Raw genomic sequence first — 21378 nt, 5'->3', positions numbered from 1 at the left:
GTGCGCTCATTCTCCCAAACGTCTTCATTGTCCTCGTTCAACGTCTCGCTGAGGAGGTCTGCGAGTTGCATGAGCACTTCTCGCTACGGCCTCCTCGCTTCTCAAACTCGCTCAACTAGACAGTGCCTTTGATTGGATGAGTGGAATACACATGGTACGTGTATTTTGGATAACCTAGCCCAGAATTCTAATTGCCTGCCCCCGTCGCCATCAGTCACCAGAAAGCACGCCGTCAGTCAGCTCGACCCGGTTCCGTCCTCTTCGATCTCGAAATTCAGCTGCATATTAGACTCACTCGGTCTGCTCCCAGACCACCCGAACGTGACTGACCCGGTTAGGACGAATCCGTCGCTGATTGAATCTCTATTGATGTGGAGATTGACTGCGTTGTTGCTACCCGTTTGAGCAGATTGTTGAGAGAGTCGAAGCCCGTCGAGACGGAGATTTGAGACCGAGACCGACATCGTCGACGGCGAAGTTACCTTGAGAGTCATACCGATACTGTCGCCCGTGGCGGGGTACGAGGTCGTGTCTGCAACGGCGGTTGAACCATCGATTGTGAGTCGTGCTTCGTCGTTTCCGTCCTGATTGTATGCCAGCGTGAACGGAACGGTCTGCCCGTTTTGCCAGGGGTAGTCTGCTTCCTGTGAGGAGATGCTGGGATTGGGCGTATCGTCCCGGCTAGTGCTCAGTTCCCAATTGCCCCACCGATTCGAGCCAGTGACTGCCACGCTGTCGATCCGAACGGCGGACTCCGCTGACTCGCGAATTGCCCGGTGCTGTCAGAGACAGTTGCCGACGAGAGCGGTGATGGGATATTCCGTGTCTGGAATCTCGAGAGAATCTGTGAGCGGTCCTGTGATAGCGGCTTCCACACGAGGTAGACGGTTTCGTCGCCATTGAATCCGGACAGTGTGATGCTATTCCCAGCCGAGACATCTGTTGGCGTTCCGTAGAGTGTTTTCCATGTTCCTAATGTTGTGTCGCCTGTGGAATCAGAGACCCTGACGAGGATATCTTGCGCTGGGACGGTCTCACCGTCTGTGTGGCTGATAGTGAGACGCCCTTGATTAGAGAACTCGCCTGCAAACGCTGTCTGCGGCGCTGGGGCTCGTAGCGAATCCACATATCCGAAGGCAACTACGGTCATAACGGTCCCGAGTATGACGACAACACCGATGAGGAGGATGTTGCCGATGATCGGTGAAGCTCCGCGATTGTCGCTATCAGCGGAACTACTGGAGGGTGGATACACAGCGCACTCTCAGGGAAGCATATACAAAAACACTCTCTCAATTATCTGTACTGAGTTGCTGACTAAACTACTATCAACGTGCCAGAACGGTGGTTCATCACGCGGATTGGTAGACACTCACTGGTCTTCGAACGCTCAACAAACTACCAATAGGACAGATTAATTACATATGGGGGCATAGCTACCTACGATGCCCCTCCACCTCGACCTCTCGAAAACGTGGAAGTATGCCATGATTGGCGGGGTACTCGCCGCCCCATTCACCGCACTGGAAGCGTGGCAATCCCCGGAGAATATGACTCTCGAAATGATCGTGGTCGGGAGCGCGCTCGCTGGATACCTCATCAAGCGAGACGGCGGTAATAGCACTGCGACCGGACTCCGAGCCGCACTCGTAGGGGGACTTCCGGCGCTCTGGGCGCTGACTGAATTACTCCAGGCTGTGCCAACCTTACCGAACCCATTGTGGTTTCAGGCGACCAGTATCATTGTCATCCTCGTGTTTGGAGGGACTATACTGTCCGTCATCGCGGTCCTTGGTGCACTCGCCGGACGGTTTGGTGGTTGGCTGGCCGAACGACGTGGTCATGGCAAGACTCCTGACGCTCGTGGCAGTGTGGAGTGACCATACTTCGGTCCCGGGCATCTAAAGATATCGCAGTATCGAGGCCGTGGACAAGTATCATGTGGTACGTCCGCTATCTCCCTCAAGAAGAGAATATCGCCGTTTACGTCAGGAAGACTGTCACATCACGGTAAATACGTCGCCAGCAAATCGAGGAGCCGATCGAGACGTTCGTTGATCTGATTACTATCGTTTGCGTCGTCTTGTGGCTGATTGTCATCCATATTGTTTGGAGTGAACCGTATCGTATTGGTTTCTACCGACCGGGTTCGGATTCAGAAAGTTGTCTTTCAGAAAAGGACTCGCTCTGTTACATCTTTGGCATGGTCTCGTCATCACGAAGCTGGACGAACGCTTCTGCCAGAATGCCCAGCACAAGCAGTGAGAACGGCAGCGTGATCACACCAGACACGAGAGTGCTTATGGCCGGACCGACAACCGAACTCACCACGAACGAAACGAGCGCTGACAGAATTCCAGGTACGACTCCAACAACAACGAAGACAATCAGGAGTAGCCCGAATAGGGGTAACCAGTTACCACGTGTTAGATTCCAGCTATCACGCAGTGCTGCAATAAAATTCTCGTCTTCGACGGCAATATAGACCAGCATGAACAGGAATGCCACATACGCAATGATGCCCGGAATGAGGAACAACACCGAGCCGATGAACACGAGGATTCCGTACACAAGGCTACCCAAGAGTGCATTGATCAGTACCAAGATCATGTTCCGAGAGAAATATTCCGCCGGAATCGACTGGGTATGACCTCCAACGAAAGTTCGAATTGAGACGATCGCGGCGACCTGAAGCAATAGTAGTGACATAAGAGCCACAATCGCTGAAACGCCAAGCGGAACGTCTATCGTTGGAAGTGGTACCTCTGTCGCGGGGACGCCAGACCCCTGCAACCAGGTGACGAATGCACTATAGAATGCGACTTGCCAGATGAGACCGATCACCACGTATGCGAGGGTGAGAACCACCCCGTTTCTGTTCGCGACTCGCCGGAATCCGCCGCGTAAGGAGGAGCCAATATTCAGGGACACATCCTGTTCACATAACCTATAATATCTAAATGTATCGATATAAGCCGAAAAAGAAAAATATCTTTATCATGAGCACAATTCGAATCGCTGTATCAGCGGTCACTCTGCTAAAGCGATTTGGAGTTCGAGCGTCTCGTAGCCCGAATTGATGACGACGCCCTGCGTTGTCGCGGCAATGTGCGTGAGATCGGCGTCCATCGAAAACGCGGTTTCGCCGGTCGTCGGAACGAGGCCGTAGAGTTCCTCTGTCGCGGTTCCATACCACAGGAGACCGTCTTGGTACACAAGTCGATCCGGCGTGAGCCCACTCACGTCCTCCAGTGTGCGCGACCACCGCTGTTGCCCGTCTGCGAGCGTCGCACACATGATGCCGTCCGTCGTCGGAGCGGCAACGCTGTCACCAACGAACACCGGTCGACCAGCGACCTCACTCCCGACACTCCACTCGTATTCCAATGTCTCGGTGTTGATGCGGCGCAGTTTCCGATTCACATCTGCAATCAGGTCGCCTTGGTAAGCCACTGGGTAGCCAGTAGTCAACGGCGCACGATACTGAATCGTCCCGTCTGACACCGCAAACCCGACGAGAAAGTTGGAAAAGCCAACATGCAACGTATCGTCGAGTCGCGTCACGCTACTTGGGAAGGCGTCGTTTCCAACCGCGTTCGTCCACTGCTGCTCGAGGCTCGTCCGGTCTACTGCGATAATTCGATTCGCGTAGCGCTCTTCGTAGGCGCTTGACTCTTCGACTGTGCTACAGACGAGTAGATTCCCGATTGCAGTGAGTCCCTCTATATAACCCTCAATCTGGGTCTGCGCTTGCTGCTGTCCGCTTTCCGGGTCGAATCGGTGAATCGTCGAGGCCCCCGAATCAGACACTCGGCTCCCGACGTAGCATGCTGAGTCAGTCAATTCGAGTACCGGACTGTTGAGCGTAATTTCGAGTGTCGACTTGGGGGTGGACGAACCGAACTTGCGGAGCTGGACTTGTTCGTACGTGGCGACCGAGTACGACGAGCCAGCGGCCGACAGTGCGGTGATATCTAGTGGAAGCGTCTGCACTGTCTCGACGGAGGCAGCTGTCGACGCGTAGTCCGATGGCGTATCGGTCGATTGTTGTGTGGAGTTCGGTTCGGCTGTCGTCCCTGTTCCTGTCCGTGTCGTCGTGTTCGACTGCCCGGCTTCCTGAAAGCTGAGACAGCCACCGGTCCCGGCAGTCGCCAGCAGCGTAAGCAGTTGTCGTCGCTTCATGTATTTGCCTCCGGAGAGAATGCAGCCACCTGATTCTCCATGACGACCGCCAGCGTGTCACCTAACGAGAGGGCGTTGTGAGTTGACGCGGCGAAGCGAGTTTGGATCACTTTCTCTCCCGTCTCGATGTCGAAGCCGTACAACTCTCGATTGCGCTCTTCATCGGGCAGAGCCGTCGGAACAACCCACACGTAGTCACCGACGATTGCTGGTGTCGCTTTTATCGGCCGGTCAGTCGTCGTCTTCCACACCGTTTCGCCTGTCGCTAGGTCGATTGCATGAACCTGCGAGTAGGACGCAAAATACGCACGGTCGCCGTCGAAGGTTGGTGCTGCAGTGTAGACATACATGGAATCGTTCAGTTGCTCGAGCGTATGACGCCACACAACTGTGCCATCGGCAGGCGCTATTTTCAGTAGATCCACGCCGGCGCTGGCGACCGGCGCGTACAGGCTGCCGTCGTACTGTTGGAGCGGTGCGGTAAGGTACCCGTCGACAGCCCATTCGACGACACCGGTCGCTGGATTTCGAGCCTCGATACGTGATTGGTTCGGGGTGCCGAACCCGACGATAGCGCGCCCATCGAACGCGATACCGCCCCCGTAGCTAGTATCGGTTTCAGAGACAGACCAGATACGACTGAAGTCACGTTTCGATAAGCCGACGATCTCGTTCGTAGTATCGCCGCCGGAGTTGTGATCGGTTCCGACGACGACGTAGTCGCTCGTGACGACGGGTCGGCCACCCGCGGGGCCGACATCGGCCGTCGCTTCGACTGCCCCTGTCCCGGCGTTTGCTCTGTACAGCCCGGGCTCTAGAAACGACGTATAGTACAACGCATCGTTATCGAGCGTGCCACGCAGCGAGATCAGTTCTTGTTCCGTTCGCCAGCGCTCCGTGCCGTCATCCGCAACGATTGCTCGAACGCCCTTTCGTGACCCGGAATAGATCGTCTTGCCGTCGACAAATGGTGCTCCTGTCGGCTCGAAAAACGCGTTCCACTCTCGGGACAGCGACACCGGGGGTTCAGGCGTCTTGGTCGCTGTCGCGACATCTGTCGCAGTCGCCGTCTCTGACTGTGCCGCCGTTGATGTTGTCTGTGTCGGGGCTGTATCAGCACCCGTTCTGAGGCACCCGGTCAGGAACCCGGTGCCGAGCGTTGCTAGGAGCGTCCGTCGACTGTAGTTTGTCAGGTTTGAATCAGTCATATCTGACTCTATAACCGGTTTGCCGCACTGTCTCGGGCTGCGTAATAGTGACTCATCCACCGCGACTGCCTCGGACACCGTGTCGAATCGGCTGATCTCGTCATTGGTTTGCTCACAAAATATCTCATCTAAGCGACCGGACCGGGACGGACGAACAGGAACACGACCACGTTCAGCGCCAGCCCGAACAGCGTGGTAACGCCCCCAACCGTTAGCAAGAGTGCGCCCTCGCGAGTACTGTACTGCCGACGTACCAGAAGGCCACAGAGGAGTGCGATGGGGCCGAGTACATACGGGGTGACGACGACGGCGAGTGCAGCGGTGAAGACGCCGGCAAAAAAGAGCAGGCCGTGTCGATCATTGGGCTGACCGTGCCGACGGCGGAACTGTGAGAGCGCGTACGCTGTGCCGACCAGCAGATTAAGCCCCGGCAACAGGAGGCCGACGAGGACCGGCCACGAGAACGCACCTGTATGCCGACTGTCGACGATGACGATCGGCACGAGGAGCAACGAGGCAGCCCAACACGCCCAGAGCAGTTCCTGTAGAGTCCCGAGCTCGAGCAGGTATGCGAGAACGAGGCCGGCGGTCCAGAGCGACACAGTCACGGTGGCGATGAGCGGCAATTTCCCGGCGCGACGAGTCATATCCAAACACTGTAATTGTCGGTACAAAAAACAGACTATTCGAAAAGTAATATGAAAGCATAAGTTATACAGCCATGATAGGACAGGGTAGTGTATGGCTGTGAGAGGTGTCGGTGCGATAGTACGGGGGGCATTTGACGCGATTTTCCGCCCGCATCGGTTTGTCGAATTCCAGACAGACTCGTACGGTGCTTCTAGACTCGGGGTAATCCGGCAGCTAGGTTCACTACTCGGTGTGTACCTGGTCAATCTCGTCGCCTACGCGATTCCGTTGACGCTCGCCGGCATCGGTATTCAATCCTCACAACGGGCCCCAGCCGGCTTTGCGGACGTCGTCAGTTCGTACGGTATCGATGCGACCGCCAGTTGGCAGTTGCTCGTCGCGTTCGTCCAGAACTCTCTGTTCATATCGATCGCGACCGCCATCACGCTGGTGACCTTCCACGTGGGAGTACTCATCGTCCGGGATTCACAGGGCATCGTCCAGAGCATGCACACCGTCGTGTACACGACGAGTGCGTATCTCGTCGCGACGTTCTCCGCCGTCTGGTATCTCACCAACCAGGCTGGCGTGAGTGGCGCACGCCAACTCGTCAGAACCCTCCAGGCAGCGTTCGTCTATGCCATTATCGACGCTCTCGGGGCAGGATTGGAACTGCCGGGCGGCCGTCCGAACTCACTGGGCGTTGAGACCATCTCGACACAAGGCCAGTGGATACTGGCAATCCTCACGCTGACACTCCTATATTACCTGTTTTCGCTGTATCTCGGCGCCCGAATCAACCATCGAGCGACGCGAAGTAATGCGGTTATCGCTGTTATCGCTGTCGCCCTCTCACCGGTCGTGTACGTCACCGGTTCCATCATCACATACATCATCGCGTAATATGGCACGACAAGATCCACAAACGTCGAACGGAGCGAGCGAGTCAACCACTGCAGACCAGTCCGATGATCGCGACGAAATCATTCTCCGGACGAACCCGACGACTAGACCGACGCTGATTCGGCTCGGTGTCGTCTTGCTTCTCAGCCTCGGCGTGTTCGGCTACCTCCAGCTCAACCCCGAGGCGCTCGGATCGTCCGACATCACGAATACCGCTGCACTCATCATCCTATTGCTCGGACTCATCTTGACAGTACGGTTTCTGATCCGGACGATCGTCCTTGTCAGGACAACGTACGTCGTCACCCGGAGTCGCGTCGAACAGCAGTACGAACTGCTGTTCCGGACGCACTCGAAGGGCATCCGATTCGACAAGGTCCGGAGCCACGAACTGAGCCAGAACCGCATTCAGACCATTCTGGGCTACGGAACGATCTCTATGAACCGGGGGTTGGGGCCGCTCCGACTGGAGAACGTTGACGAACCCGAAACGGTCTACGAAGCCATCAGAACCTGTGCCCAGCGAGCGGAGTGATCCGGTGGCGGGCATGGACCGCTCCACGCAGACGTCACGCCGACGCCAGTACCTGACTGCCCTCGCCGCGACTGTCAGTCTGGGTGGCTGCCTCCAATTTTCCGAGTCAGCAGCGACTCAGACTAGCACTGACGCCGCCGCAGACGCATCTGGCGAGGCCGGTAGTAACTCGACAGCGACGGCCGGTGCGAACACACAGACGGACACGCCAACGGCAGACCTCCCGCCGGGTACCGAGTGGATCGCCAACGCCCAAGCCCCGTTCATTTCCGGCCCGGTCGTCACCGACGGGACTGTCCTTGCGACCAGTATCGACAGACACGTGTACGCGTTCGACGCGGCGACAGGTCAGAAACAGTGGACCGTGACGAGCGACACGGAACTCGAGAAGGGACTCGCAGCAACCGGTGGCATCGCCGTCGCGGCAGGGTTCGAAGAACAACTGGGCGTCGCTATCGACGACGGGACCGTCTCGTATCGGGCATCCGGCTTCGAGAACGGCACTCGCGCACAGACCGTCGCCGGTGGGACAGTATTCCAGTGTGGGGTGCAGAAATCCCTCAGAGCGCTCGATCCGACGACGGGCGACGCCAAGTGGACAAACACCGGTGACGGACCACGCGTCGCCGTCGATAACGACAGTGAGACGGTCTGTATCGGGATCCAACCCACCGGCCACCACGGTGAACCACCGTGGGCTTTCGCCGGACTCGACGCCACGACCGGTGAGGAGCTATGGCATATCGAGCGTGATCTCGCGGACTCTAGTGCCAATCCACGGGTAGGCGTCGCAGGTGGGACGTGTCTCGCCTACAACGGCGGCGACCATCACATGCTCATCGACGCCCGATCTGGCGATGTGCAGACAGAGGTCACGGACTCGCGCATTGGACGGATCTACGACACGACAGCAGACACAATCGTCGTCAGTCGTGGGACGAAACTGGCGGGGATCGCTGGGTCGACCGGGGACGTAACCTGGACTACAGCCATCGGACCCGGGAGTCACGACGCTACGTATCTTGCCGACGATGGCACGTTTTGGGCACTTTCAGGCACCAGTCTCTCCCGTGTCGACGTCGCCAGCGGTACTGCATCGGCAGCGGGTGACCTCTCACTTGGGGGTGTCGATGTCGCCGGGACCGGCGTCAGCGACGGATTGGCCGTCGCCGACGGTCGTGTGTTCGTGACGACCAGCGATGCTCGTCTCCGCGCACTCACACAGCCATGACGCGTGGTCAATCCGACAGTCACCGCTGGACGCGACGCGGGTTCGCCACGCTCCTCGTAGGCGTGCTGTCTGCCGGCTGTCTCCGAACGGGGACCGGTAACGCGACACCGACCGCTCGAGGGGACCAGACAGACATGACGACGCCGATGGTCAGCAATAGCACGACAACTGCGACTAACACTAGCGTAGCCCCTACCGGTCTCAGACAGACGCGGAGCACCGAACCACCGGGTCCGACGTCGGTCATCCGGACAGCACCCGACCACGACAGTATCGTCCTCGGTGGGCGACACGGTGTGAGTGCGGTATCACCAGCCGACGGCGCCGTTGAGTGGACGGCAGAGACAGCGCCTGTCTTCGCACTACCCGCGATTTCGGCGTCGACGGTCTACGCCCCTGGACACGATGGAACGTTGTACGCGCTCTCGCGGTCTGATGGGTCGACCACCTGGACGTTCGAAGCCGGGACCGGCGTGACGACGGTCCCACTCGCCGCGACGGCGCAAAATCGTATCGTCGTCGGTGCCGGGGAGTCAGACGGCAAGACGGTCGGCTCGGTCGGAAACTCGGAGTTCGACCCGACATATCTGTACGTCCTCGACACTGATGGGACAGAAATCTGGTCGGTCGAAACCGCAAACGGAGACCCGGTATCGGCCACCGCGATTCACGAAGACAGGCTCTATCTGCGAACACACAACCGCATCGAGGCACACTCGCTGTCCGATGGCAGCCGAGCGTGGCGGGTTGGCCCCCACGATGTCCAGTGGGACGACATTAGCCACACGCCATACCGTGCAAAGCGCATGTTCGCCGACACCGACGGCGTCTACGTGCCCACACAGGACGGTGTCACCGCGCTCGCGCCCGACGGGACGCGTCGGTGGCGATTCGAGCCCTTCGACAGCCCCCGCCGATACCAATACGAGCCAGGGACGTTGTATGTCGCTGCCGAGGACAATGCTGTGTACGCGCTCGATACAACCGACGGATCACAGCGCTGGCGAACACAGCTCGATGGGGCTGTCAACGTACTCCTTCGCGATAGAGAGACACTCTGGACCGGAACCGAAGCCGCGACACTCGGGCAGTTGCGGCCCGACGACGGAACACAGCTGTTCAGTCACGCTGTTGCCAACGCAGTCGAGGCCGGTGATGCGCTTAGCGCGACCCAGTTCGTCTGTCTGACGGACCGGAGAGTGATGACATTCGACATTCAGTACGATTGACTGACAGGAACTGGATAGAAACGACGACGCCACCGCGACAGCCGTCTACGATCGAGGTATCCGGAATATGGATCCACATCCGAGAACTTTCCAATTATAGACTCTCTACTATCCAATAAGCTTCTACCTTCGGTTACTTACATGTCTTATACCAATTACAGTCGGAATATTGTCAACTGAACGCCTCACGCTCTCTGGGTGAGTAGGCGCCAGCCGGTAGCTGTCTGCGACCGCGTCGGTAACGAATCTCAGGGGGTCTGTGGGGGGTACGACAATGCAACGACGAGACTATATCAAAACGGCCGGAGGTATCGCAACAGCGAGTGTAATCGGCGGCGCAGGCCTGTTCGCTTCCACTGGATCGGTTGCAGCAGTCCAGAGCGGGCTCGATATCCAGGACGCCAGCGCAGTCCAGACCGACGACGGGCAAGTCTCCTACGTGGAGGTCGCCCTGACCCACCGTCTCCAGTGGGACGGGTTCGATAAGCCAGTCGCCAAGGTGGCCTACGTCGACCAGATTATCGTCGCACCGAACTCCAGCACCCCGTTCACGGCGACGATTTACGACGGACGCAACAATCCCGTCGATCTCGAAGACTTCTCCGAAAAAAACAGTTCCGATGGCTGGGGTGGCGACGGCGAATACGCCTCGGAGGACCCGAACAGCTACACGAAGGCGACCGGCCCGACGAAAGCCGGCTTCGTGAACGCCGACATCAACTGGAAGATCCTCACCGATGGCGGTGGTGGCGGCAACTCGGTCGAGTCGCCGGCGGATCTGAACAACACGTCGATCGAAGAGCCGACCGATGGCGAATCGAATAGCACGAGTATCACCTACAAGAAGACGGTGTATCTCTACGACGACAACGGGAACCTCCTCGGCAACGATGATGGAACGGTCCAGTCTGCCGTCGCCGAAGGGACGTTCACCGTGACGATCAACAATCAGGATGCCACGACCACGAGTGGCGGTTCCGGGTCCTCGACGGTCGGCACGTAACTGACTTCGACACCTATCCACATTTTTGTGCGACACCTGTCCGCGCACGATGTGCATACCAACCTGTGGCTTGGAAAGTACATACCGGGGTGTCTCGCCATCATTCTCGACTACCACGTGCCAGAGCCGACACGCCCGAAGCGAGTGTAACAAGGTGTTGCTGAAATCGCTGCAAGACGGCGAACGCCAATCGCTATCTGTAGCCGAGATCCGCGAGCCGACTGTGAACTTGTTCGTCGGACACTGCACCACTCGTAAGTTGCCGTATGGCAACGGGTGGACACTCGGGGACCAATGTTTCTGTATCCGTAGCCGTTACTTCGACCCAAGGAACACGCCGTAAGTCTGGAATAGGGACGTTTGGATGACTGTACATCCCATATTCACCAAATAGCTCGGCGTGATCCGCGGAGAGTACCACATCTTCGGCATCGATGTTTTCTAGCAGGACTGCGATGTCGTCGAGTACCCACCGCAGACAGTCACGGTACGCCGACAGCGCCGCGTCTCGACTCAGCTCTCCGACGAACAAGCGATCCCACACCGTCCATCGCTGGGCGTAGGTGCCGACTTCATCGCTCGCCAGGCGTTCAACACCGCCAAGCGATGGATATGGTGCATGTGGCTGCATGTAGTGCAGGAGGAGCCGATTCGCATCTCGATGGTTGCGCCAGTATTCAACGGCGCGTGCCGTGATTTCTCTGGGCGGGATCGTACCCAGAGTATCATCGTGAGCCCCGTCCTGATACGCGACGGCTTCGAAGTGAGCGAAATCGTCGGCGACAAGCGGGATGTTTCCCGCTGTGGTCGCTGTCTGTCCAGCGAGGACGTCAGTCGGCAGGAAATCTTTCGTGAAACCATTGCCGCTGATATACGCTGTCTCTGCGACGTCTTGGCGATACTCGGGAACGAACGTCGATTGCATCCATGGCTTCGACGAGGATCCCACCGAGTATATCGTCGGGACGTTGGCAGGCAGGAAGTCATACTCGTCGGCGACGATTTCGAGTTGGTCCGGACGACACGCATCTAGAATGATGAGGACGTCCCAATCGCGCTCAAACACGTTCATCCCATAGTTCGGAAGTGGTCGACAGGCTCGGTCGACCACGCCACGCCAGAACGAGAGCGCCGACGCGCGGGTCGCACTGCGATAGTCGTGGTTAGCAAAGTAGTCCTGACAATTATTGAGCCAATCAGTGAGCGTCATCTAACATCACACTCCTCGCGCTGACACCCTCGTCTCGACTGCCAATCGAACCTGGGACGAACCGTCTATCTCCGTTCTCCTGGCGTGCGCATCGAGAGTCGGAGTTGCGACACTGCTGTCTTGCTGGTAGCCGCTATCGGTTGTTCGACTCATACTGTTTCTTTTGGCAAGCGAATCGTTGCTTCCCACTCGGTGACGACGTGGCCGACCATATCGGCTATCCAGACTGCGATCCGCTCGGGTAACAGTCGGCCGATGCGAACTCGCGTATACTGGACGTCCTCGACATTCCAGTCAGGTGCCAGTGCATGCCTCAGCGTTCGAGGATCGACTGGGGTCGTGTGCGTGGGATCGATTGCCTGTGACGCACTGTTCCAGTGCGGGCAGCGAATACGGATCTGCCCATTAGCAGCAGTAATACGCGCCAGTTCATCGAGTGCCCGGTATTGATCGTCGAGATGCTCAATGACGTGCCGTGCGAGTACCAGCTGGAACGTATCGTCGTCCCACGGCCAGGGATAGACGTTCAGATTCACCTCTTCATCGGGATCGACAGCCGAGCGGATGTCGACATTGTGCCATTGCTCGCGATAATCCTCACCACATCCGAGATTCAGACGCGATGGCACTTCCGTCGCCGGCAGTTGCCGCTCAACCGAACAATCATGCATCCTGACCACCATCCGGTAGCGTCGTCGCAGCCTCGTCGCTCACTGGTTCCCTGGGAACGCTGTCTGGCCCGCTAATCCGCGTTGCTGCATGTGCTTCCCGGACGATTCGTCGCATCTCGCTCTGGAAGCGGGACCGACTGAACTGCTGGGTATACCGCTGTATCGTTTCTGGTTGCCACGTGACGCCCGTGCTCGCATGAGTCCGGACGGCCGCCCGAAGTGCATCGATACTGCGCTGGTATACGTACCCGTTCTTGCCGTCTTTGATGAGATGGGGCGTGAATCCTTCCGCGACGCCAAGGACGGGTGTCCCGGAGGCAAAGGCCTCCACCGGGACGAGCCCAAAGTCCTCGTTTGCAGCGTTCATAATGACTGCCTCGGCCTCTGCGAGTCGACGCCGTTTCGCCGCTTCGTCCATGTAGCCGATGATCTCGATATTGTCGTGTTCAGCGGCCTGCCGTTCGAGTGCCGTGCGCTGTGGTCCGTCACCGCCGACGACCAGCCGTTCATCGAGACCGGCAAACGCTGCGATGATCTCGTCGACGTGCTTGGCATCGACGAGGCGTGAATACGTGAGGTAGTAGTCGCTGCCTCCAACAGCGTGCTCTGGTCCGTATTGTGTGACATCTGTCGGTGGGTAGACCACCTCGAGATTGGCTGAACCTCGGTCCCAGTACTTGACACACCGGCGGGCGACCAGGTCGCTGTTACAGACGTAGCGATCAGGGAACGCGAGCGTCGGCTGGGTCAGTACCCGCGTTGCCTTCGCATAGCACTTCACGAACAACGACTCGCCCTTGTCTACATACCGGTCGTACGCTGTCCGTGGTGTCGAGTGGACGTACTTGATAGTCGTCTGCGTATCCGGCGGCACGTTCCACGATGGACTGTTACCCGAGACAATGACGACGTCGTAGTTGCCCAATTCGGGAACGTGATCCCAGATAACCTGATAGGCGAAGTCTCGCGTGGCTTCGGCGAGCGTACTTTTCGTACTCCACCAGTCGGCGAGACGTCCGGTGACGAGCGTGTGCCAGTCCACGTCGCTCGGTAGCGTTACATCGGGACCGACCAGTCCGGTGTAGACGGGTGCATCGAACGTTCGGGCGAGTTCGGTAGCGACGTGCTCGGCACCGCCCCATTGTGGAGCATGTTTGTGCGCGATTGCTATGTCGAGATCGTCGATGTCAGTGGTCGATTGTGGTGTCATGGATTCAAACGCTGGGGAGCTCCCCGGCCAGTCGCGACCCAGCAGGGCACTGATCGCGAAGACCCGCCGCCGGAGTTGCACCGACGTCTCGCTGCAACGGGTCATAGGAGAGACGTGTCCCGACTGGCGAGTCAACACGGCACTGCACGCGGAGCCAACCGGCCGGCTGGAAGCACTGATGGATCTCAGTGACCGCCTCGGGGCACGCGTGCCGAGCGAAGTGTCGCCCGAGGAACCTACCCGCAGTAGCTGCTGTGTGAAAGGCCGTCGATTGGCCTCCTTCGTGTTGAGCGACCTGCTGCCACAGAACAGCGAAGCAATCCTCGGCGCTCCTACGTCGGCATCGTCTCATCTGTGACTGTCGGCCGTTCGAATCCAGCGTACCGTTTTTAGACACGTTGACTCCCCGTAGAACGGGACTATGCGGGGCTATGGAATAGTTAACCAGCTTATACTATAACCGGGATATCGTCACCTTATCTCGCCATCTTGATTCAGCGAGAGAATCCCACCGTTCACAGCTAGGATAATCTCACTGTACCGCTGTTGAATCAAGTGAGATGGCGCTACGGTAGTAAACTGATGACAGTCGATACGGGTACAGAATTGCAAGGCGAAAGCTCACGGTGCCCGTGAGATGACGATTTCCGTGACGACGTTGCTGATATCGGGCACTATCATATTGGAGGATTGCCGAAGCCTGACGTTGTGTCCCCTGAGTAGACAAGCACTTTTGTGTCGTCAACGCGAGAGATACGATGGACCCTGGATACATCTGACAGAGTCAGTCAATCTACCGATCACAAACGGCTCCGGGGTCCGTTCTCAGACAGCATGACTAACTGTCGACGGCCATCCACTCCGAGACTGTGGTAATACTCTAATAGGACAGGTCAATAGGCGGGCGCCGAACCGGTCTATGGGTATTCGAGATAATCGAAATCGTTGTGATATCGATATATCCGAGTGTCGTCGAGGGTCTGGATTGATTGCAAAAACCCACGTGTGGCCAAATCCCGGAGCCAACCAACACGATTTTGCCATGTCGACAGTTTCCGTTGCGTATGGACGGACAACGCGTGCTGGTTACTGGTGGTGGCGGCTTCATCGGCTCGAATCTCGCGAATACGCTCGCTGTCGACAACGACGTGATCGTCGTCGACGACGGCTATCTCGGCACGCCCGAGAACGTCGACGACGCGGTCGAGTACGTCGAGCGGAGCGTCGTCGAGGACGACCTGCCGACGGACGTCGACGTCGTCTTTCATCTCGCGGCGCTGTCGTCGTATGCGATGCACGAGGACAACCCGACCCACGGCGCTCGGGTCAACGTCGAAGGGTTCGTCAACACGGTCGAACAGGCCCGCGACGACGGGTGTGATACGATCGTCTACGCCTCGACCTCCTCGATCTACGGCAGCCAGACCGAGCCCTCGCCTGAGGACATGGACGTGACCGTCAACACGGGGTACGAGGCGTCGAAGATGGCCCGTGAAACCTACGCCGAGTACTTCCACAACCACTACGACATTTCGCTGGCCGGGATGCGCTTCTTCTCCGTGTATCAGGGCTACGGCGGCGCCGAGGAACACAAAGGCGAGTACGCGAACGTCATCGCGCAGTTCGCCGACGACATGGCCACCGGCGAGGCGCCGGTGCTGTACGGCGACGGCACGCAGACGCGGGACTTCACCCACGTCGAGGACATCGTCCGCGGGCTCGAACAGGCGGCCGACCACGAACTGCACGGCATCTACAACCTCGGGACCGGCGAGGCCTACGATTTCCTCACCGTCGTCGACATGCTCAACGACGAACTCGGGACCGACATCGATCCGGAGTTCGTCGAGAACCCCATCCCCGACGACGTGTACGTCCACGACACCTGTGGCGACTACGGGAAGATGCACGCCACCACTGGGTGGGAACCACAGATCTCCTTCGAAGAGGGGATTCAGCGGGTCTGCGAGCCGTATAACTGACTCAGCTGCTGTCGAGCGTCTCGACGGCCTCCCGATACCGCTCAGCGTACGGTCCGATTGCGTCACCGGCCCGTTCGGACAGGGCTGCAATCGCCTCCTGCCGTTCGTCATCACCTAAATCAGATGCTTGTACGCACTCGACGTAGCCGTCCAGTGCGGTCTGGAAGGTTTTGGCGTAGTGGTCGTAGGCAGCGTCGATCAGATTCTCGTTGGCTTCGATTCCCTCTGCAAGGGCGCGATAGATGATCGCGGCCTCGCGATAGCGACCGCGTGACCGGTACTGCTCGGCCTGCTCAAGGAAGTGCGAGAAGTCGATGGCTTCCGTGACGACCGGATACTCGACTGTGTAATCGTCGAACAGCTGGTCGACGTCGGCTCGGTAGTCGTCGACCGAACGATGCTCATCGCCCAATCGTGCGCGGAGCCGGTCGCGCAGTTCGGGATTCCGAGCGAGTTCGTCGAGGAGGAACGACCGGAGTGCATCCGGGTCGGTGTCCTGCAACAGGCGTTCGATCTGCTCACGTTCGTCGTCCGGTGGCTGCTCAGCGACGTCCAACAGAACGGCGACGACGTGTTTGCAGATGCCGGGGCCATCGTACGGACACGTACAGGTTGCCTCGAACGGTGTCGTGGCCAGGTCGACGGTCACGTCGTAAGACTGCGAACCCTGTACGTCGGCGGTGATCACATCTCCGAACCGAGTCAGGCGTCCGATCCGCCCCTCTGTACGGTAGTTCTGGCCACGCTCGAACATCGCCTCCGTACATCGCTCGCGGATCTGTGCCTCTTCAATCGACATGCTGTCTGTCGGCCGGCTTCCGGCTACTCGCTCGCCGCGATGTTCTCGGCGGCGAGTTCTGGGTCGACTTCACCCTGGAGACGCTCTTCGGCTTCGTCGCGGTCCTCGGGATATCCGATGTCGTTTCGCCAGCCGTCCATGCGGATGGCGTCGATCGTCCGGCCCGAGTGCAACAGCAGGTCGATTGCGTCGCTGATCTCGTACTCGTCGCGACCAGAGGGCTGGACGAGATGGCAGGCGTGGAAGATGGCCGGCGTGAAGGTGTAGAAGCCAGTCATCACGAGATTGGATGGTGGGTCCTCTGGCTTTTCGATAACCTCCGTGATTTCGCCGTACTTGTTGGTGTCACAGACGCCGTACCGGCTGGCTTCCTCCCAGGGGACCTCCTCGACGAGGAAGGCGGCGTCGGCACGGTCCTCCTGCTGTCGGTTGACGACGTCGCTGAGGTTCGCCTCGAAGATGTTGTCCCCCAGCATCAGCATGAAGTCGTCCTCAACGTGCTCTTCGACGGTAAGCAGCGCGTGGGCGAGTCCTTTCTGCTCGCGCTGGTGGGTGTACGTGATCGGGACGCCCTCGAACTCGTCCTCGTAGTGGTTGATGATGGCCTGTTTCTTGTACCCGACGACGACAAGCAGTTCGTCGGCGCCGAGGTCGATGAGTTGCTCGAAACAGTGCGTGAGGATGGGCTTGCCCGCGACCTCGACCATGCCCTTCGGTTTGTCCTCGGTGAGGGGACGAAGGCGGGTCCCTTCACCGGCGGCGAGTACGACAGCCTTCATACATTTCTGTGGTCAGAGCAGCGATAAAACTCTTGTCGAAGCGGCGGGCACGGCGTCGGTCTTTCAGTCCCGTACAGATACTTATCGACCAGCAAGCGTCGACGCCGCGGCGTTGGCCTGTCGCATACACCATTGTCCCAATACGCGAAGCCCCGGGGCGCCATCGACCAGCCAGAGTGCTGTGGCGACGACGAACAGGCCAACCTCGAGAAGGAGGTGTGGCGTAACTTCCGCTGCTGCGAAGTGCGCGAGAATCCCAGCCGACTCTTCGTATGGTGGGAGTGGCGTCACGGGCCAGAGGAGATATCCCAGATAGAGCACTTCACCGTCGAAGACGGCATAGATCCCATCACCAGCGAGATGTGAGAGATAGCCGAGTGCGAAGCCGGCCACCGCTGTGCGACCATGGCGGCTATCGAGATGCCACCAGAGCACGACAAGCAGTGGGAGGGCGATTAGTAACGAGTGAGCACCAGCACGACCGGATGGCAGCACGCCGAGCGTCCAGCCGAGCGGTTTATCGACGAGATCCGGAAACTGGGTGCCGACGGCGAGTGGCAGCACGACGCCGGCCGTCGGCCGATGACCATAGCGTGCCCGCAGCCAGAGCGTACAGAGTAGATAGCCGACGGCGGCGTGTCCCCATGGCCACATAGCTGTGGCCTGGGGTTGGGGAGAAAAGAACGCTCGGATTCACCTGACACTGATGCGAACACACTGCAGAGAGCCCCGCTATCGTCCGAAGCACTCCAAAGTCACGCTTCCCGGTGTTTCGTTGGCTCAACCTTGGTACGAGCCCGGTTTGGGAGAACTGTCTGAGCGAAAACTGACTGCTGTGGAGGGAAGCAGGAACGCGAGGCGAGCAGGTGGCAGTGCGGCGTCGATGTCAGTGTCCCGCCACCGACGGTCTGAAGGCTTCTCGACGGCAAGACGGGCCTATCCTTCGCGGAACAGAGAGTGTTTGTGCACCGCTGGGGGAACCAAGATAATCCTTGGGACACCGTGACCGAGGCTGTTTCTGTGGCTACGCAATCTCCGAATAACTGCATCGGGATTCGGGCCGCTCCGATACGCACAGGAACGTCGTGTTAGCGGTCAGCAACTCGGTCGTCGAGAAACGCCCGCGTCAGTGCGGCAACCTCGGATCGAAAATCGCCCATGTCGACGTCGCTCCGTGCATGGTAGAGGCGGCCGTACGCTTCCCGAACGATGGTCTTCAGCACGCGGTCGTAGAGTGCGTCGAACGTCACCGGTCGGCTACTGGCTTCGAGTTCGTCGACGACCCGCTCGAACCGACGCGTCGTCGCGTATCGCTCTGCCAATTCGGATTCCGGTGCGTCGACTGGGTCCGGTCCGTCAGCCTCCCGGACGTCGGGATTTGGCAGTATCGCTCGCTGGCCGCGCTTGTTTCGAATGACGACACCTTCTGGCGGCCCATCGTACCACGCTGATTCGGGGAACGTGTACGAATCGGGGTCGAAATACTGCGCCTGCTGTTCCCGCTCGAAGGCGTTCACGGGCTGGAGGCCGAGGCGGTCGAATATCTGCTCGGCGGCGTCCGGTGGGCGGAAGGCTTCGCGGCTGTCCGACCAGACGTCGAAGCCGAGAAACGACGGCGTCTGCGCCCAGTCGTAGGCGATCGTGTGGCGGTGTGTCGCCTCGCCGAAGAAGACGACGTCCTCGACGTCGTCGACGGCGGTCCGAAGCGCCTCCCGGTCGAGGTGCTCTCGGACGTGGCGGACGGCGTGCTGGTACGGGTCGGGGACGGTATCGGGGTCGTCGTAGACCCGGTCCCGGTCGCCGAACCGAACGAGGCCCGAGTCCTGCAACTGGAAGCGAAGGAGCGCCCCGTCGACTTTCTCCAGCAGCCACAGGTGGCCTGATTCGAAGAGTCCGGCCGGCGCGTTTTCGGCGTGTGGAATCGACGGGTACTGTTTCATGCTTGTAGACTCACTCAATCAGCGTGTCCCGCCCTACTCACTCGACCCGTAGGTAGTTTGGGTGCGACGAGCCGGCCATCGCTACTGTAGTCTCTCGGCGAGGTCCTGACGTAGCATCGTCGCGCTGTCGTAGCGCTTGTCAGGCACTAGGTCCATCGCCCGAAGCACGACGTCGACTAAAATGTTCCTCCGGTTGCAGACATTGATACGACTCGGGACGCCGACCGTGTAGATTGCCGACTGGCATATTTCGATTCAGTCTACTCCGGTACTGAGACCACTTCGGTTGCCTGCGGGCCGACGATACCCGAGTGAGCAATCCGTCTGTCCAGTACGTACGGGCACCGACCTTGACGAACTCACCGGTGCTCGCTGCCGGTGGTATACACCGCGTAACAATCACGTATCCGGCGAGACGCCCGCCATGGGTGAGGCTACGAATCAGCGGGATGGCGAGTGTGAACAGACGGACGACATGGAACAGACAGCACCGGACGTCGGCGTCGTCCAGCTGTCCGAGGCCGAACGACGCTGTGGTATCACGTTGGACACTGCGTCGGATGCAGACGGTCACTCTGACTCTTCCGGGAGTTGTCGAGAGTAACGACCGACAGGGAATCCACAGCGGCCGTCGAACGGCGGTTGCGATTCGCTCGTGCGTTCGTCGAGGGTGTTCGGGCACCGACGGACAGCCCTCGAACCACGTCGTCTCTACCTGGTAGTGAGTCTCTCCGACCTCATCGACAGACGTACGACCCGTACCGCACCTACTTCGTGTTGGACACTCAACACTAGACTTGGAGGCTCCACTATGGCTCCAGACAGGCGGACAGTGCTCCAGATGACTTGCGGCGCGGTGGCCGGGGTACTCGCGGGGTGTGCCAGCGGTGGTGACGGTGGCGAGTCGTCTGTCGAAGACACGACGGACGTCACGATGGTCGACAGCCAGTTCGACCCGCGGAACGTCCACGTCGAGGCGGGCGCGACGGTCTCGTGGACGAACGAGGACGGCGACGCCCACACCGTGACCAGCGCGTCGGACAACTGGGACGCGGACGTGGAGGTGCCGGGCGGCGAGACGGCGACCCACACGTTCGACGGCGACGGCGTGTACGACGTGTACTGTCGGTTCCACGGCAGTTCGGACCTGACGGGGATGAGCATGAAGGTTGGCGTCGGCGAGGCGACTATTGAGCGACCGCTCGGAGGCGGCGACGGCGGTGACGGCGGCGACGCGGGAGGCGGGTACTGATGGACCGACGGACGTTTCTGACTCGCGGTGCGCTCGTGACGGCACCGCTGGTCGCGGGGTGTTCGGGCCAGCAGGGCGACGGCGGCGGGTCACCGACGGTAACCGACACGGAAACGCCGACGGACACGCGAACACCCACAGCGACGCAGACGGCGACAGAGACGCCGACCGCGTCAGAGCCGACGACGACGGGGACGCCGACGGCGGGACAGCAGGCGTATCCGGGCTACGAGTGGGGCCGGCTCTCGGGGGTCGAACCCGAACCGACGACCACGATTCGGATGGCGAACACCGAGTTCCACCCGCTGGTCGCCGAGGTCACGTCGGGTACCGGGCTGACGGTCACCAACGAGGACGTGGCCAGACACACGATAACGGTGCCGGCGCTGGACGTTGACGAGACGGTCGACAGCGGGGCGTCGGTGTCGTTCACGGTCCAGCAGACCGGGACGTTCGATTACGTCTGTACGTTTCACCCGCCGCGGATGCTCGGCAGACTCGTCGTCACGGCGGCCGAGCAGCCGACGACCACGTCGACAGCGACGGACACCCCCACAGAGACAGCGACGCCGACGCCGGTACCGGACGACGACGGCGGTTACTGAGGGCGTGAC

At 59.5% G+C, this 21378-nt stretch carries 22 protein-coding genes and 1 pseudogene; 10 read left to right on the top strand and 13 right to left on the bottom strand.

The features are described from left to right. Nucleotides 1–236: 236 nt before the first annotated feature. Entirely contained in the window at nt 237–731 is a 495-nt protein-coding gene (locus EGH21_RS24800) for a choice-of-anchor W domain-containing protein (protein WP_425433322.1), read from the bottom strand. Beyond that, nucleotides 689–1255 carry a type IV pilin domain-containing protein gene (locus EGH21_RS24795; protein WP_220620294.1) on the bottom strand — a complete coding sequence of 189 codons (567 nt, stop codon included), beginning with the start codon at nt 1253–1255 and terminating at the stop codon, nt 689–691. The genes EGH21_RS24800 and EGH21_RS24795 overlap by 43 nt, the downstream gene beginning before the upstream one ends. 190 nt (nt 1256–1445) lie before the next feature. Between EGH21_RS24795 and EGH21_RS20595 the strand changes: the two genes are divergently transcribed. Further along, a complete protein-coding gene (locus EGH21_RS20595; RefSeq protein WP_220620293.1) occupies nt 1446–1880 on the top strand; it encodes a DUF5518 domain-containing protein in 435 nt (144 codons plus the stop codon). A gap of 310 nt (nt 1881–2190) precedes the next feature. Here EGH21_RS20595 and EGH21_RS20590 read toward each other — a convergent pair whose 3' ends face one another. From EGH21_RS20590 to EGH21_RS20575, 4 genes are all read right to left on the bottom strand, one after another. Further along, nucleotides 2191–2931, bottom strand: coding sequence for a DUF7847 domain-containing protein (locus EGH21_RS20590; protein ID WP_220620292.1), 741 nt, complete (start codon nt 2929–2931; stop codon nt 2191–2193). A gap of 99 nt (nt 2932–3030) precedes the next feature. Further along, on the bottom strand, nt 3031–3810 hold the full coding sequence (locus EGH21_RS20585) for a PQQ-like beta-propeller repeat protein (RefSeq protein WP_220620291.1): 780 nt from the start codon (nt 3808–3810) through the stop codon (nt 3031–3033). A gap of 368 nt (nt 3811–4178) precedes the next feature. Continuing rightward, nucleotides 4179–5390, bottom strand: a complete 1212-nt coding sequence (locus EGH21_RS20580) for an outer membrane protein assembly factor BamB family protein (RefSeq protein ID WP_220620290.1) — start codon at nt 5388–5390, stop codon at nt 4179–4181. Between the two features lie 128 nt (nt 5391–5518). Then, a complete protein-coding gene (locus tag EGH21_RS20575; protein WP_220620289.1) occupies nt 5519–6037 on the bottom strand; it encodes a hypothetical protein in 519 nt (172 codons plus the stop codon). Nucleotides 6038–6272: 235 nt separating this feature from the next. Between EGH21_RS20575 and EGH21_RS20570 the strand changes: the two genes are divergently transcribed. From EGH21_RS20570 to EGH21_RS20550, 6 genes and pseudogenes are all read left to right on the top strand, one after another. Continuing rightward, nucleotides 6273–6923, top strand: a complete 651-nt coding sequence (locus EGH21_RS20570) for a hypothetical protein (protein ID WP_220620288.1) — start codon at nt 6273–6275, stop codon at nt 6921–6923. Nucleotide 6924: 1 nt separating this feature from the next. Next, complete coding sequence (locus EGH21_RS20565; RefSeq protein ID WP_220620287.1) at nt 6925–7458, top strand: PH domain-containing protein; 534 nt, start codon at nt 6925–6927, stop codon at nt 7456–7458. Nucleotides 7459–7471: 13 nt separating this feature from the next. After that, nucleotides 7472–8689: an outer membrane protein assembly factor BamB family protein gene (locus EGH21_RS20560; RefSeq protein ID WP_220620286.1), complete on the top strand. Its 1218-nt coding sequence runs from the start codon at nt 7472–7474 to the stop codon at nt 8687–8689. Beyond that, nucleotides 8686–9231 (top strand): annotated as a pseudogene (locus EGH21_RS24790) (outer membrane protein assembly factor BamB family protein); the annotation flags it as partial. The gene EGH21_RS20560 and the pseudogene EGH21_RS24790, both read left to right, overlap by 4 nt. A gap of 264 nt (nt 9232–9495) precedes the next feature. Continuing rightward, nucleotides 9496–9918 (top strand): outer membrane protein assembly factor BamB family protein, encoded by a 423-nt coding sequence (locus tag EGH21_RS24210; protein WP_236035717.1) that lies wholly within the window; start codon nt 9496–9498, stop codon nt 9916–9918. Between the two features lie 274 nt (nt 9919–10192). Beyond that, nucleotides 10193–10921: a hypothetical protein gene (locus tag EGH21_RS20550; RefSeq protein WP_220620284.1), complete on the top strand. Its 729-nt coding sequence runs from the start codon at nt 10193–10195 to the stop codon at nt 10919–10921. Nucleotides 10922–11114: 193 nt separating this feature from the next. Here the strand turns inward: EGH21_RS20550 and EGH21_RS20545 are convergent, their stop codons facing one another. The 3 genes from EGH21_RS20545 to EGH21_RS20535 form a co-directional block, all read right to left on the bottom strand. Continuing rightward, nucleotides 11115–12131: an alkaline phosphatase family protein gene (locus EGH21_RS20545; protein WP_220620283.1), complete on the bottom strand. Its 1017-nt coding sequence runs from the start codon at nt 12129–12131 to the stop codon at nt 11115–11117. 149 nt (nt 12132–12280) lie between these two features. After that, nucleotides 12281–12814, bottom strand: coding sequence for a class I SAM-dependent methyltransferase (locus tag EGH21_RS20540; RefSeq protein WP_220620282.1), 534 nt, complete (start codon nt 12812–12814; stop codon nt 12281–12283). After that, nucleotides 12795–14093, bottom strand: a complete 1299-nt coding sequence (locus EGH21_RS20535) for a glycosyltransferase (RefSeq protein ID WP_220620281.1) — start codon at nt 14091–14093, stop codon at nt 12795–12797. Before EGH21_RS20535 ends, EGH21_RS20540 begins: the two co-directional genes overlap by 20 nt. A 983-nt stretch (nt 14094–15076) precedes the next feature. On the opposite strand from EGH21_RS20535, the gene EGH21_RS20530 reads away from it, so the two are divergent. Next, entirely contained in the window at nt 15077–15994 is a 918-nt protein-coding gene (locus tag EGH21_RS20530) for an NAD-dependent epimerase/dehydratase family protein (protein ID WP_220620280.1), read from the top strand. 1 nt (nt 15995) lies between these two features. On the opposite strand, the gene EGH21_RS20525 is transcribed toward EGH21_RS20530, so the two are convergent. The 4 genes from EGH21_RS20525 to EGH21_RS20510 form a co-directional block, all read right to left on the bottom strand. Then, nucleotides 15996–16793, bottom strand: a complete 798-nt coding sequence (locus EGH21_RS20525) for an SWIM zinc finger family protein (protein WP_220620279.1) — start codon at nt 16791–16793, stop codon at nt 15996–15998. Between the two features lie 23 nt (nt 16794–16816). Beyond that, a complete protein-coding gene (gene aglF, locus EGH21_RS20520; protein WP_220620278.1) occupies nt 16817–17572 on the bottom strand; it encodes a UTP--glucose-1-phosphate uridylyltransferase AglF in 756 nt (251 codons plus the stop codon). An 81-nt stretch (nt 17573–17653) separates the two neighbouring features. Beyond that, complete coding sequence (locus tag EGH21_RS20515) at nt 17654–18226, bottom strand: metal-dependent hydrolase (protein WP_220620277.1); 573 nt, start codon at nt 18224–18226, stop codon at nt 17654–17656. A 434-nt stretch (nt 18227–18660) separates the two neighbouring features. Continuing rightward, a complete protein-coding gene (locus EGH21_RS20510; RefSeq protein ID WP_220620276.1) occupies nt 18661–19512 on the bottom strand; it encodes an RNA ligase family protein in 852 nt (283 codons plus the stop codon). Nucleotides 19513–20323: 811 nt separating this feature from the next. Between EGH21_RS20510 and EGH21_RS20505 the strand changes: the two genes are divergently transcribed. Together EGH21_RS20505 and EGH21_RS20500 are read left to right on the top strand one after the other, a co-directional pair. Beyond that, the gene (locus tag EGH21_RS20505; protein WP_220620275.1) at nt 20324–20764 is read left to right on the top strand and encodes a cupredoxin domain-containing protein; all 441 of its coding nucleotides are present in this window, start codon (nt 20324–20326) and stop codon (nt 20762–20764) included. Continuing rightward, complete coding sequence (locus EGH21_RS20500) at nt 20764–21369, top strand: cupredoxin domain-containing protein (RefSeq protein WP_220620274.1); 606 nt, start codon at nt 20764–20766, stop codon at nt 21367–21369. Before EGH21_RS20505 ends, EGH21_RS20500 begins: the two co-directional genes overlap by 1 nt. Nucleotides 21370–21378 lie beyond the last annotated feature (9 nt).

Source organism: Haloarcula rubra (genome assembly GCF_019599465.1).
Lineage (GTDB): Archaea > Halobacteriota > Halobacteria > Halobacteriales > Haloarculaceae > Haloarcula > Haloarcula rubra.
This window is presented reverse-complemented; position numbering and strand designations above follow the sequence as displayed.

Excerpts from the sequence above, each read along its gene's own strand:
- aglF (WP_220620278.1), bottom strand. The coding sequence starts at position 17,572 with ATGAAGGCTGTCGTACTCGCCGCCGGTGAAGGGACCCGCCTTCGTCCC.
- EGH21_RS20540 (WP_220620282.1), bottom strand. The coding sequence starts at position 12,814 with ATGGTGGTCAGGATGCATGATTGTTCGGTTGAGCGGCAACTGCCGGCG.
- EGH21_RS20530 (WP_220620280.1), top strand. The coding sequence starts at position 15,077 with ATGGACGGACAACGCGTGCTGGTTACTGGTGGTGGCGGCTTCATCGGC.
- EGH21_RS20580 (WP_220620290.1), bottom strand. The coding sequence starts at position 5,390 with ATGACTGATTCAAACCTGACAAACTACAGTCGACGGACGCTCCTAGCA.
- EGH21_RS20515 (WP_220620277.1), bottom strand. The coding sequence starts at position 18,226 with ATGTGGCCATGGGGACACGCCGCCGTCGGCTATCTACTCTGTACGCTC.
- EGH21_RS20500 (WP_220620274.1), top strand. The coding sequence starts at position 20,764 with ATGGACCGACGGACGTTTCTGACTCGCGGTGCGCTCGTGACGGCACCG.
- EGH21_RS20545 (WP_220620283.1), bottom strand. The coding sequence starts at position 12,131 with ATGACGCTCACTGATTGGCTCAATAATTGTCAGGACTACTTTGCTAAC.
- EGH21_RS20595 (WP_220620293.1), top strand. The coding sequence starts at position 1,446 with ATGCCCCTCCACCTCGACCTCTCGAAAACGTGGAAGTATGCCATGATT.
- EGH21_RS20550 (WP_220620284.1), top strand. The coding sequence starts at position 10,193 with ATGCAACGACGAGACTATATCAAAACGGCCGGAGGTATCGCAACAGCG.
- EGH21_RS20525 (WP_220620279.1), bottom strand. The coding sequence starts at position 16,793 with ATGTCGATTGAAGAGGCACAGATCCGCGAGCGATGTACGGAGGCGATG.
- EGH21_RS20560 (WP_220620286.1), top strand. The coding sequence starts at position 7,472 with ATGGACCGCTCCACGCAGACGTCACGCCGACGCCAGTACCTGACTGCC.
- EGH21_RS20505 (WP_220620275.1), top strand. The coding sequence starts at position 20,324 with ATGGCTCCAGACAGGCGGACAGTGCTCCAGATGACTTGCGGCGCGGTG.
- EGH21_RS24210 (WP_236035717.1), top strand. The coding sequence starts at position 9,496 with ATGTTCGCCGACACCGACGGCGTCTACGTGCCCACACAGGACGGTGTC.
- EGH21_RS20575 (WP_220620289.1), bottom strand. The coding sequence starts at position 6,037 with ATGACTCGTCGCGCCGGGAAATTGCCGCTCATCGCCACCGTGACTGTG.
- EGH21_RS20565 (WP_220620287.1), top strand. The coding sequence starts at position 6,925 with ATGGCACGACAAGATCCACAAACGTCGAACGGAGCGAGCGAGTCAACC.
- EGH21_RS20510 (WP_220620276.1), bottom strand. The coding sequence starts at position 19,512 with ATGAAACAGTACCCGTCGATTCCACACGCCGAAAACGCGCCGGCCGGA.